The sequence below is a fragment of the Bordetella genomosp. 8 genome, from assembly GCF_002119685.1.
GTDB lineage: Bacteria > Pseudomonadota > Gammaproteobacteria > Burkholderiales > Burkholderiaceae_B > Bordetella_C.
In genome coordinates this window covers 4,173,081-4,185,160 of the sequence record NZ_CP021108.1, presented here as the reverse complement: position 1 = coordinate 4,185,160, position 12,080 = coordinate 4,173,081, and the positions used below count along the sequence as shown (strand labels likewise).

General features: G+C 68.4%; 10 protein-coding genes. 2 read left to right on the top strand and 8 right to left on the bottom strand.

Annotated features, from left to right (window positions below):
* Nucleotides 1-8: 8 nt before the first annotated feature.
* Both CAL12_RS19090 and CAL12_RS19085 read left to right on the top strand, forming a co-directional pair.
* A complete protein-coding gene (locus CAL12_RS19090; protein WP_086066075.1) occupies nucleotides 9-1,358 on the top strand; it encodes an MFS transporter in 1,350 nt (449 codons plus the stop codon).
* 39 nt (nucleotides 1,359-1,397) lie between these two features.
* Entirely contained in the window at nucleotides 1,398-2,126 is a 729-nt protein-coding gene (locus tag CAL12_RS19085; protein ID WP_269768402.1) for a GntR family transcriptional regulator, read from the top strand.
* 1 nt (nucleotide 2,127) lies between these two features.
* On the opposite strand, the gene CAL12_RS19080 is transcribed toward CAL12_RS19085, so the two are convergent.
* From CAL12_RS19080 to CAL12_RS19045, 8 genes are all read right to left on the bottom strand, one after another.
* On the bottom strand, nucleotides 2,128-3,144 hold the full coding sequence (locus CAL12_RS19080; RefSeq protein ID WP_086066074.1) for a response regulator: 1,017 nt from the start codon (nucleotides 3,142-3,144) through the stop codon (nucleotides 2,128-2,130).
* A gap of 18 nt (nucleotides 3,145-3,162) precedes the next feature.
* Complete coding sequence (locus CAL12_RS19075; protein ID WP_086066073.1) at nucleotides 3,163-4,188, bottom strand: chemotaxis response regulator protein-glutamate methylesterase; 1,026 nt, start codon at nucleotides 4,186-4,188, stop codon at nucleotides 3,163-3,165.
* Nucleotides 4,185-6,596 (bottom strand): hybrid sensor histidine kinase/response regulator, encoded by a 2,412-nt coding sequence (locus tag CAL12_RS19070; RefSeq protein WP_086066072.1) that lies wholly within the window; start codon nucleotides 6,594-6,596, stop codon nucleotides 4,185-4,187. Before CAL12_RS19070 ends, CAL12_RS19075 begins: the two co-directional genes overlap by 4 nt.
* Nucleotides 6,593-7,282 (bottom strand): chemotaxis protein CheW, encoded by a 690-nt coding sequence (locus CAL12_RS19065; RefSeq protein WP_086066071.1) that lies wholly within the window; start codon nucleotides 7,280-7,282, stop codon nucleotides 6,593-6,595. The genes CAL12_RS19070 and CAL12_RS19065 overlap by 4 nt, the downstream gene beginning before the upstream one ends.
* A complete protein-coding gene (locus CAL12_RS19060; protein ID WP_086066070.1) occupies nucleotides 7,275-8,627 on the bottom strand; it encodes a CheR family methyltransferase in 1,353 nt (450 codons plus the stop codon). The genes CAL12_RS19065 and CAL12_RS19060 overlap by 8 nt, the downstream gene beginning before the upstream one ends.
* Nucleotides 8,624-9,181, bottom strand: coding sequence for a chemotaxis protein CheW (locus CAL12_RS19055; RefSeq protein WP_086066069.1), 558 nt, complete (start codon nucleotides 9,179-9,181; stop codon nucleotides 8,624-8,626). Before CAL12_RS19055 ends, CAL12_RS19060 begins: the two co-directional genes overlap by 4 nt.
* Nucleotides 9,181-10,812: a methyl-accepting chemotaxis protein gene (locus CAL12_RS19050; protein WP_086066068.1), complete on the bottom strand. Its 1,632-nt coding sequence runs from the start codon at nucleotides 10,810-10,812 to the stop codon at nucleotides 9,181-9,183. Before CAL12_RS19050 ends, CAL12_RS19055 begins: the two co-directional genes overlap by 1 nt.
* Nucleotides 10,813-10,938: 126 nt before the next feature.
* Nucleotides 10,939-12,078, bottom strand: a complete 1,140-nt coding sequence (locus CAL12_RS19045; RefSeq protein ID WP_086066067.1) for a GNAT family N-acetyltransferase — start codon at nucleotides 12,076-12,078, stop codon at nucleotides 10,939-10,941.
* Nucleotides 12,079-12,080: the final 2 nt, after the last annotated feature.

Here is a 12,080-nt window from a genome sequence, read left to right as displayed (position 1 = left end):
GAGCAGACATGAGCACCATCACCAGCCACGCCCGGGCCGCCGACGCTCGCCAGGCGCCCACCGGCATGCTGCGGCGCGCCGCCGTCGCCTCGACCATAGGAACGGCCGCCGAGTACTACGATTTCTTCGTCTACGCGACCGCCGCGGTGCTGTTCTTCGGCAAGCTGTTTTTTCCGAGTTCCGATCCCATGGTCGGGACGGTGGCCGCCTTCGCGACCTACGCGGTCGGCTTCCTGGCGCGGCCGATCGGCGGCATCGTGTTCGGCCATTTCGGCGACAAGCTGGGCCGCAAGAAGGCCTTGGTGATCACCATCCTGATCGTCGGCCTGGGAACCTTCGTCATCGGCCTGATGCCGACCTACGAACGCATCGGCTTCTGGGCGCCGCTCGCCCTGGTGTTGATCCGCATCCTGCAGGGCTTCGGCGTCGGCGGGGAGCAGGCAGGCGCGGTGCTGATGACCGCGGAGTATGCGCCGCGCGCGCGCCGCGGCTTCTACGCCAGCTGGGTGCAACTGGGCGCGCCGGCGGGCTTCCTGATTCCCGCCGGCCTGTTCGCCGTGCTCACGTCCACGCTCAGCGAGGCGCAGTTGCTGGACTGGGGCTGGCGCATTCCCTTCCTGCTCAGCCTGGTGCTGGTCGTGATCGGGCTCTACGTGCGCCTGCGCATCGATGAATCGCCGGTATTCGACGAGATCCGCAAAACCAAGGCGGTGGAGTCACGGCCGGTGGTAGAGGTCCTGCGCACCTTTCCCGGCATCATCACCAAGGGCGTCTTCGCCAAGCTGGTGGAAGCCTGCGCCTTCGCCATGTACAGCACCATCGTGCTGGCCTACGGCAAGGCCAACCACTTGAACGATGCGTGGCTGCTGCAAGGCATCCTGCTGGCGGTGGGGGTGGAGTTGTTCACCATCCCCTTGGCCGGCTGGCTGTCGGATCGCTACGGCCGCCGTCCGGTCTACATGGCGGGGGCGCTGGTACAGGTGCTCATGGTGGTTCCCTTCTTCCTGATGTTGAACAGCGGCGACCGGCTGCTGACCCATCTGGCGATGATCCTGGTGCTGTCCGTGGGCCATGCGCTGTGCTACGCGCCGCAGGCTTCCATGTTTCCGGAGCTGTTTCCCACCCGCGTGCGTTGCAGCGGCATCGCACTGATATGGCAGATCGGGTCGCTGATCGGCAGCGGCATCCTGGGCCTGGTGGCGGTCAAGATCATCCAGTCCAGCGGCGGCCACTACGCGGGGCTGGCGGTGTACATGCTGGTGCTGGGCGTCGCCTCGCTGGCGGCGCTGCGGCTGCTGCCGGAAACCGCGCCGGTCAGGCGCGGCGGCGCGGACCTGCAGGATTGGGGCCATCGTTAGACCTATACTCGGGCCTTGCTCATGAAACAGGACAGGCCCATGGCAGCAGCGCGCAGAAAGCCGGAAGGCGGCATGGCCGCGCTCGCGATGCCCGGCGACATGCCGGGCCCGGTGAACCAGCGCATCTACCGGATCCTGCGCGAGGCCATCGTCAAGGGCACTTTCCCGCCCGGCTCGCCGCTATCGGAAAAAGACATCTCCGAACGGCTGGGCGTATCGCGCCAGCCGGTGCGCGAAGCCTTCATCAAGCTGGGCGAGGCCGGCCTGGTGCAGGTGCTGCCCCAACGCGGCACCTTCGTCATGAAGATTTCGCCCCGCCGGGTGGAAGACGGCCGTTTCATCCGCGAAGCCGTGGAAGTCGCCGTGGCCGCGCGGGCGGCGCAACGCGTCACCCAGCCACAGCTGCATGCCATCGCCGGATTGCTGGACGGCCAGCGCCGCGCCGCGCGGGCGAACGACACGGCGTCCTTTCTGGACCTGGACGACGCTTTTCACCAGGCCATCGCGGCGGCGGCGGACTGCCCAGCGGTGTGGCAGACGATAGAAAACATCAAGGCGAATATGGACCGGGTCCGCTATCTGAGCCTGGCCGAAGTGTCGCCGCTGGACCGCCTGATCGAACAGCACGATGCGATCTACAGCGCCTTGCGCGACGGCGACGCGCCGGCCGCGCAGGCCGCCATGGCGGCACACCTGCGCGAATTGACCATCTCGTTCGAGCCGATACGCGCGCGCAACCCGGACTGGTTCGGCGCCGGGGACGACTGAGTTATTCGTCGGAACGCGCCATCACGCGATTGCGTCCGTGCCGCTTGGCGTTGTACAGCCCACGGTCGGCCGCGTCGATGATCTGCGTATAGCGGTCCGCCCGGTCGGGCACGGCCGTGGCGATGCCCACGCTGACCGTCAGCCATTCAGAGGTCGCCGAATCGCGATGCGGAATATGCAGGCCTTCGACGGAGCGGCGGATTTTTTCCGCCACCAGGCGCGCGCCGGACAACGGCGTGCCGGGCAGCACCACCGTGAACTCCTCGCCGCCGAAACGCGCGCACAGGTCGGTGGAGCGGTCGCAGCAACTGGCGATCGTGTGCGCCACCTTCTTGAGCACTTCATCGCCCGCCATATGGCCGTAGGCGTCGTTGTAGCTCTTGAAATGGTCGACGTCGATCATCAGCATGCTGATCTCGCTCTGCTCGCGCATGGCGCGTTTCCATTCCGCGCTCAGGTAGCTGTCGTAGTAGCGGCGGTTGGACAGTCCCGTCAGGCCGTCGGAATTGGTCAGGCGGCGCAGCTCCAGGTTGATTTCCATCAATTGCTGCTGGCTCTGCCGCAGCGCCTGGTATGCCTCGTCGCGCTGCTGCATCGCCAGATACGAGCGCGAGTGATAGCGGATGCGCGCCACCAGCTCGATGGTGTCCGGCAGCTTGACCAGGTAATCGTTGGCGCCCGCGCTGAAGGCCGCGCTCTTGACCTCGGCGTCTTCCTTGGACGACAGCACGATGATGGGAATGTCGCGGGTGGCGGGGTTCGCGCGGTAGGCGCGCACCAGCGTCAGGCCGTCCACGCCGGGCAGCACCAGGTCTTGCAGGATCACCGTGGGTCGCGTCTGGGTCGCGACGTTCAGCGCTTCCTGCGCATCCGGGCAGAAGTGGAAATCGATATTGGGTTCGTCGGCCAGCGCGCGTCGCACCGCCTCCCCAACCATGATCTGGTCGTCCACCAGCAACACCATGGCGTTCTGCGGTTTATTGTCGAGCCCGGCCACGTAGTCGATGACTGGTTCCATTTCTTGTTCCTTAGTGCGTCATGCTGGCTTGCGCGCGAAGTGCCTGGCGAGGCTTTCCGCGATACGGTGCAAAGGTACGATTTCCGATGCGGCGCCCAGTTCGGCCGCCGCCTTGGGCATGCCGTAGACAGCGCTCGTGGCGCGGTCCTGGGCGATGGTCAGGAAACCGTGGTCGCGCATCGTTTTCAGCCCGAGCGCGCCGTCCCTTCCCATGCCTGTCAATAGTACCCCTGCCGCGTCGCCGCGCCATTGGCGCGCCACGCTGTTGAAGAAAACGTCGATGGAAGGGCGGTACAGGCCTTCCACCGGTTGCCTGGTGTAGTTCAGCGTGCCGTCGCGCAGCAGTACCAGGTGGTCGTTGGTGCCCGCCAGCAGGACGGTCCCGGGCGCGGGCGTGTCGCCCGGCAGCGCCAGCCGCACCGGCATCGGGATCTGTTCGTCCAGCCAGCGCGCCATATCCTGCGCGAAGGTCGCGTCCACGTGCTGGACCAGGATGATCCCGGCCGGAAAATCGGCCGGCAGCGCCTTGAGCAGCAGCGCCAGCGACGGCGGGCCGCCCGCGCTCGCGCCGATGGCGACGAGCTGCCGCGGCGCGGTGGCCGAGACCGGCGGGACGGGGCCCTTCGAGGCGGGGCGCTGGCGGTCATAGGCCCCGATCAGCCAGCCGGCATTGCGGATCTTGCGCAGCAGCGGCGCCGCGGCGGACTGGGCGTCCCGGGCCCCCAGTGCGGGGATCTCGATGGCGTCCAGCGCGCCATGGCCCATGGCGTCGAAGACGCGCGACGTATTCTGGTCGACGTCGGTGGCGACGATGATGATCGCGCAGGGCGTGTCCGCCATGATGCGGCGGGTGGCTTCGCTGCCGTCCATCACCGGCATGGCGAGTTCCATCAGCACGATGTCCGGCCGCGCAGCCGCGCAACGTTGCACGGCCTCGGCGCCGTCGAAGGCGATCCACGCGACCTGCAGATCGGGGTCGGTGGCCAGGACCTGCCTGAGCACCTCCACCGCCGCCGGTTTGTCGTTGACGATGCCTATCTTCACGCGTCCGCCCGTCCTATCAGGTCTTCGACGGCATCCAGCAGCGCGTCGTCGTGGAAGCTGCTCTTCCCCAGGTAATAGTCGGCGCCGGCGTCCAGGCCCCGCTGCCGGTCTTCCGGCCGGTCCTTGTATGAAACCACCATCACGTGCATCGACTGCATCCGCGGATCCTTGCGGATCAGGGTGACCAGTTCTATGCCATCCATGCGCGGCATGTCCACGTCCGTGACCACCAGATCGAAGTGCTGGGCGCGCAACATGTTCCAGCCATCCATGCCGTCGACGGCGACCGCCACCTCGTAGCCGCGATTGCCGAGCAGTTTACGTTCCAGCTCGCGCACGGTCAGCGAATCGTCCACCACCAGGATCCGCTTGCGGCGTTCGGCGGTGCGCTCGGCGGCGGGTCCGTCAACGCGGCGCAGGGTACCGCCGGCGGCCTGCTTTTCGATGGTGCGCAGCATGTCCTCGACATCCAGGATCAGCACGGGCACGCCGTCCTCCATGACCGCGCCAGCCTGGATATCCTGGAGCTTGCCCAGGCGTGGATCGAGCGGTTGCACCACCAGTGTCTGCTCGGCGATGAAGCGGTCCACGGCGACGCCGTAACGGCGGCCCTGCGGATCGGTCAGCAGCACGACCGCCACCAGGTCGCCCAGCGCCGGTTGCCGCGCGTATTGCAGCACCTGGCTGGCGCCGACCAGGCCGATCTGCGCGCCGTCGTGGGTGAAGTGCTGCCGCCCTTCCAACTGCGCGATGGCGGCGCGCGGCAAGCGCAGCGTACGTGACACGTAGGCCAGCGGAAAGGCGTAGCGTTCGCCGGCGATATCGACGATCAGGCTGCGCACCACCGACAGCGATAGCGGCAGCTCCAGCGTGAAGCGGGCGCCCTGGCCGGGACGCTGCAATACGCGGGCGGTGCCGCGCAGGCGCCGCGCCATGTCGTGCACCACGTCCAGGCCCACGCCGCGGCCGGATATCTCGGTGACGGCCGCGCGGGTGGTGAATCCGGGCAGGAAAAGAAAGGCCAGCGTTTCCGTTTCGCTGAGCGCGTCGGCGGTCTGCCGCGTGGCCAGCCCGCGGCGGATGATCTCTTCGCGCAGGGCGGCGACGTCGATGCCGCGCCCGTCGTCGGAGACTTCCACCACGAGCATGCCGGCGCTGTGGCGTGCCTGCAGCGTGACGGTGCCTTCTTCACGCTTGCCGGCGGCGCGGCGCTGGGCGGGCATTTCGATGCCATGGTCGACGGCGTTGCGCAGCAGGTGCGTGAGCGGCGCGTCCAGGCCTTCCAGGATGTCGCGGTCCACGCGGGTGTCGGTGCCGACGATTTCCAGCCGCGCCTGCTTGCCCAGCGTGCGGGCGAGATCGCGCACCATGCGTGGCAGGCCCGCGACCGCGTCGCCGAAGGGGCGCATGCGGCATTGCAGCGCCGTGTCGTACAGGCGCTGGCCCAGGTCGCCGATACGCCAGCCGAATTGATCGGCCTGAGCCATGCGGTCGGCCAGCATGTCCTGGCAGGCGGCGGCGTGCTGGCTTGCCTGCTCCAGGGCGGCGAGGGCGGCGGCGTCGGCGCCGCCGGCGGCCACCGAGTGATGCAGGGATTCCAGGGCCTTGGCCAGGCCGTCCTGCATGCGCTTGAGGGGGAGCAGGGAGGCGGCGAAGGGCGAAAGGCGGTTGGCCTCGACCAGGGTTTCGCTGGACAGGCCCAGCAGCTCGTCCAGCGTACGCGCCGTTACGCGCAAGGCGCGTTCGGCAACCTGGCCGTCGCGTGGCGGTGCGCCGGGTGCCTCGGCGCCGGTGCCTGCCGGCCTGGCGGCGGGGTCGATGGTCGATGCCGGGATCGGCGCGTCGTTCGGGCCGATGGCCGGCACCGCGATCGGGTCGGTGATCGTTTCCGCGATCGGCGTCACCGGCGGTGCGGGCATCGGCGAGGGCACCGGTATCGCGTCTGGAGCCCCGAGGTGCGCCACATCCGCCGTGCCGGACCGCGGCGTCGGCGTGGGCGTCGCGGTTTCCGCGATGGCGCCGCCCTCGGGCGTCCCGCCCAGCGTATCGATGAAGGCCTGGGCGGCCGCGACGTCGGCCTGTGCATCCGCCGTCGGCATATGACGCAGCAGATCGGTCCCCCGCAGCAGCATGTCGATGGCGGCGGCATCCAGCGGCGCGCGGCCCTTCTGCGCGTCGACCAGGCAGTCTTCCATCGCATGGGCCACCCGCACCGGCCCATCCAGGCCGACGATGCGCGCCGCGCCCTTTAGTGAATGCGCCGCGCGCATGCAGGCGGCCAGGTGGTCCTGCGCCAGCGGGTCGCGCTCCAGGGCCAGCAATCCGGCATCCAGTACCTGGACCTGGACGTCGGCTTCCATCTTGTACAAGTCCAGCAGGGAGGCGTCGCGCAGGGAGTTGGGACTCATGCCAATTTCCCCTCGATCGCATGCGCCAGCCTGGTGGCGTCCAACATGCCGACGGCGCGGTCGCGGTAGTGCACGACGCCCGCCGCATAGTGGCCGCCGGCGAGCGTGTCGGGCAGGGGGCCGATGGCCGTACGCGGGTAGGGCTGTATGCCGGCCACTTCGTCGACCGGGCTGACGATGGTGCCGCCGCGCGTGGACAGGACGAGCATGCGCGGCGTGGCCTTGTCGGCGGCGTCCTCGCGCGGCGCCAGGTCGAGCAAGGCGGCCAGCGAAATGCAGGGAACCAGTCGTCCGCGGACATTGCACACGCCCAGGACCACGCCGGGCCGGCGCGGCAGGCTGTGGACAGGGCGCATGGGCGTGACTTCGGCCAGCGCCGACACCGGCAGCGCCAGCCATTCCGCGTGCAGGCGGAAGATCAGCAGCGAGGTCGTGTCCGTGCCGGTGGCGGTCGCCAACGCGTCGGGCCGCGCCCCGGCCGTGGTGACCGGCGGCATCGCGGCGGCGCCTGTCTGCAGGACCGCGGTATCCGCCTGCGCGCGATACAGCAGGTGCTTGGCCGCTTCTTCCTGCACCGGGCATTCCCGGCAATGGATATATTCCGCCAGCCGCGGGCAGGACCGGTCGCCGCGTACGCCGATGCGGTTCCAGCAGTCATCTATCGGCGCGGACTCCCGATCATGCATAGCCGTTTCCGTGACGCGCCGCGCGCGCTCTCAGTTGGCGGGCCGGTGCGACCTCGCCACGGGTTTCCAGCAACGAGGCCAGATGCAGCAGAGCCTGCCGATGCCCCGGATCCAGGTACAGCGTCTTGCGGTATGCCATCTCGGCCGCCGCCGGCTGGTTGGCCGCATCGGCCAGCAGCCCGATCAGATAATAGGCCGGCGCGGACGCGCCGTGTGCCTGGATGTGCGCATTGGCCGCGGCGCGGGCGTCGTCCAGCCGGCCGGCATCGGCCAGCGCCTGTATGTGTTCCAGCGAGGCTGTTCCGGCCGTGCCACGGTCGGGCATGGCACCGGGCCGCGACGCCGTTGCCTGTCCGTCACTCTTGTTTGCCGCGCGTGGCTCCGGCGCCTGCCCGTCGCCCTTGCTTCCCAGGCGGGGCTCCGGCGCCTGGGGCGCCGCGCAGGTCAGCGCGTACGGCCGGGTCCGTCCTGGAGCCGCGGGCGCTCGGACGGGCCGGCGCGGCGCGGCGCCGCGGCCGGCCGCCAGCGGCGCACGCTTGAGGTCCGCTGCCGGCGTGGCCGCCACGGCATTGCGAAATGCAAAAGCGCGCGCCGCGTCGATCTGCTTCAACCCCAGCCGGGTGAGCAGGCTGGCCTCGGCCGGTCCGACGAAGATCACGCCGTCCGTACGGCACAGCCGCCGCAGCACGCCCACCGCGGCCTCCTGCGTCGGATTGTCGAAGTAGATCAGCAGATTGCGGCAGAACACGAAGTCGTAGGCATCGGCCGGCAAGGCCAGCGCCGGATCCAGCAGATTGCCGGACTGGAAACGCACGTGGGCCCGCACGCGCGGGCTCACGGAATATCCCTGCGGCGTCTCTGCGAAGTGCCGCGCCCGGTAGTCCAGCGCCTCGCCCCGAAACGCATTGCGGCCATAGATGCCTTGTTCGGCGCGCGCCACCAGGCGGTCGCTGATATCCATGCCCAGCACGGCGAAACGCTGTGGATCGATGCCGGCATCCAGCAGCGCCATGGCGATGGTGTAGGGCTCTTCTCCGCTGGAACAGGGCAGGCTCAGGATGCGCAGGGCGTCGCCGTGCGCGGCGCGCTGGCGCGCCAGCAGGGCTAGCGTGTCCATCGACTCGGCATGCCGGAAGAAAGAGGTTTCCGGCACCACCACGGTTTCTATCAGCTCCTGCTGTTCCCGGACGGAGCCGACCAGCAACTGCCAATATGCCGCCGGATCGCCGCCCGTGGTGGCCTGGGCGCGTTGCCGTACCGCCCGTTCGACGGCGGCCGTGCCTATGGATTCCGCATCCAGTCCTATCCGCCGCTTGAGCAGTGCGCTGAAGTCGTCCATCGTCATGGCGCGGACTCCTGTCCCGCGGACCCGCCGACGGCCCGCGCGGCTTGCTGGAACAAGTGCTCGCGGACCCGCGCCGGCAGCAGGTCATCGACGCCGACCATCTGCACCAGGCCCTGTTCGTCGGGCCGCACGGGACCGAGATAACGCGCATCGGGATAGTCCAGGCCGCAGGGCACGAACTCGCCCTCGTCGTAGTGCACGGTCTGCGTCGCGTGCTCCAACAGCAGCCCCAGCAGCCGCGCCGGCGGCGTGGCCCGGTATTCCACTACCGCGATCCGCGTGCTGGCCCGCGCCGCCGAATGGCGTCCGGTCGCCAGCGCGCTGATATCGATGACAGGCACTGGCGCATCGCCGTACAGCAGCACGCCCGCCGCCCACGCCGGCGCGGCCGGCAAGCCCTTCAGCGGCATCCAGGGCAGCATGCGCACGATAGGCGAAGCCGGCAGGACGTAGCGGTCGCCCGCGATGTCGAAGCGCAGGAACAGCCGCCTGGCCCGCGTGCCGGTTTCGGCGCGTGCCGGATCGGTGTTTGCGCGCGTCGCGGCGGTAGCCATCACATCCTGAACCGCGTGACGCTGCCGCGCAGTTCGCCCGCGACCGTGTTGAGGTCATCAATGGCGACGCTGGACTGGCGCAGCGATTCCACGGTCTGCTGCGTGGCGTCGGCCAGCTGGCTCAGCGCCTGGTTGATCTGTTCGGCGCCCGTTGCCTGGGCCTGCATGCCTTCGTTCACCATCTGCACGCGTGGCGCCAGCGTCTGCACGTGCTGGATGATCTGGGCCAGCTGTTCGCCCACCTGCTGCATCTCGTTCACGCCCCGCCGCACTTCTTCGGAAAACTTGTCCATGCCCATGACGCCGGCCGCCACGGAAGACTGGATTTCCCGCACGATCTGTTCGATATCGAAGGTGGCGACGGCGGTCTGGTCCGCCAGCCGTCGGATCTCGGTGGCCACCACGGCGAAGCCGCGGCCGTATTCGCCCGCCTTCTCGGCCTCGATGGCCGCATTCAGCGACAGCAGGTTGGTCTGGTCGGCGACCTTGTTGATCGTGGTCACCACCTGGTTGATATTGCCGGCCTTCTCGTTCAGCACCGCCAGTTTCGCGTTGACCGAGCCGGCGGCGTCCATCACCGTGCGCATCGTGGTTTCCATGCGCGCCAGATCGTGATGGCCTTCGTCGGCCAGGCTGGCGGTCTGGTCCGCGGCGCCCGACACCTCGTTCATGGTCCGCACCAGATCGCGAGATGTTGCCGCGATCTCCCGCGAAGTCGCGCCGATCTCGGTAGTGGTGGCGGCGACTTCGGACGCCGTGGCCTGCTGCTCCTTGGACGTGGCCGCGATCTGCGTGACCGATGTCGCCACCTGGATGGCGGAGCGTTGCGCCTTGCCGACCAGATCCGTCAGTTCGTCTGCCATGCGGTTGAAGCCCGTTTCGATGGCGCCGAATTCGTCGCGGCGTCCCAGGTCCAGCCGGCTGGCCAGGTCGCCCTTGCCGAATGCCCCCAATACCGAGACGATGCGTTGCATGGGCCCGTTGATTGCCCGCATCAGCAGCGCGCCCGCCGCCACGGCCACGATCACCGCCAGCAACAGGCCGACGAGCATGATGGCTTCCGCATGGCGCAGGGCGGCCAGTATGTGATCGATGGCGTCGTCGGTGCGCTGGCGGTTCTCGGCCAGCATCTTGTCCGTCACCGCCAGGCCTTCCTTGAACACCTGCTGCAGCTGGCCGCGCAGCAGGTCGCGCGCGCCGGCCGCATCGCCGGCCTGCAGGCTGCCGAGTATCCGGTCCTCGATCTTGCGATAGGCGTCCAGCGCCCGCTTGAAGTCGTCATAGACCGCCCTGTCGTCGCCGATGAATGGCGTCGACTCATACCCGCGCATGTCGGCATCGAGCTGGCCCTGCGTGCGGGCGACGTCGGCGCGCACCTTGGAGACCGCGGCGGTGGCGGTCTGTTCGACCTGGGCGCTGACGCCTTCGCGCAGCACATCGTAGGCGTCGCGCCAGGTGTTGCGCATGTCCATGGCATAACGCAGCCCCGGCAGCGAATCCTGGTCCATGCCCTGCGCGTCGCGGTCCACCGCCAGCAGCCGCGTGTAGTCCACGATCACCATCAGAAGCATCACCGCCAGGATTGCGGCAAAGCTCGCATAAATGCGCCGTTTCAAGGATTGGTTCTTCATATGGACCGTACACCTTCGTTGGCAGGACTTTTGAATTTTGTCTTGATGAGCAGAGCCGACACAATACGATGCAGCAATGTGCAATATCAAGCAAACCACGGTCCTGGCGTCCCAGGACAGGTCATTTCAGCCCGCGCCGTTGTTTTTGAACGGCGTATGGGCGGCCAATTCTTCGCGATAGTCGCCCATGGCGGCGCCCTCGCGGTCCAGGAAGTCCGCGATGGCCGCCTCGAAGCGGCTGTCGGCAATCCAGTGGGCCGAGCAGGTGGGCTCGGGCAGCAGGCCGCGCGCCATCTTGTGTTCGCCCTGGGCGCCGCCCTCGAAGCGGTCGATGCCGTTGGCCAGGCAATACTCGATCCCCTGCACATAGCAGGTCTCGAAATGCAGGCCGGGGACGAAATCGTGCGTGCCCCAGTGGCGCCCGTAAAGGGCGCCGCCGTCGGTCATGTTCAGCGCGCAGGCGATGGGCACGCCGTCGCGATGGGCTTCGATCAGCACCAGGGCATCCGGCAAGGCGCGGTGTATGCGCTGGAAGAACTCCAGGTTCAGGTATGGGCTGGACCAGTGGTTGCGGTAGGTTTCCTGGTAGCAGCCATGGAAGAACCGCAACGCGGCATCGTCGATGTCGCCGCCGCGCCGCCAGCGGAAGCCGACGCCGGCGGCCGCCACTCGTTTGCGGTCCTGCCGCAGTTTCTTGCGCTTGTCGTGGTTCAGCGACGCCAGGAAGCCGTCGAAATCGCGATAGCCCTGGTTGCGCCAGTGGAATTGCACGCCCTGGCGGATCAGGTAGCCGGCTTCGCGCAGCGCGGCCGCATCCTGGTCGTTGGGAAACAGGACGTGCAGGGACGAGAGCTTGAGCCTGGCCGCCAGTTCGATGGCGCCGCGCGCCAGCGCGACGCGATCCTCGTGCGAGGCGGCCAGCAGGCGCGGCCCGGTCACCGGGGTGAAGGGCACCGAGCAGAGCAGCTTGGGGTAGTAGCGCAAGCCATGGCGGGCGAAGGCATCGGCCCAGAGCTGGTCGAACACGAATTCGCCGCGCGAGTGCGATTTGACGTAGAGCGGCATCGCGCCAGCCAGCGCATCGCCACGCCACAGGCTCAGGTAGAAGGGCGTCCACCCCGTATCGGGCGCCGCGCAGCCGGTCTCGTGCAGCGCGCTCAGGAAGGCATGGCGCAGGAAGGGCTGCGCTCCCGCCAGACCGTCCCACAGGGCAGGCTCCACGTCGCTGAGTGATTCGAGGACTTGCAGGCGGATATCGGCGGTCATGG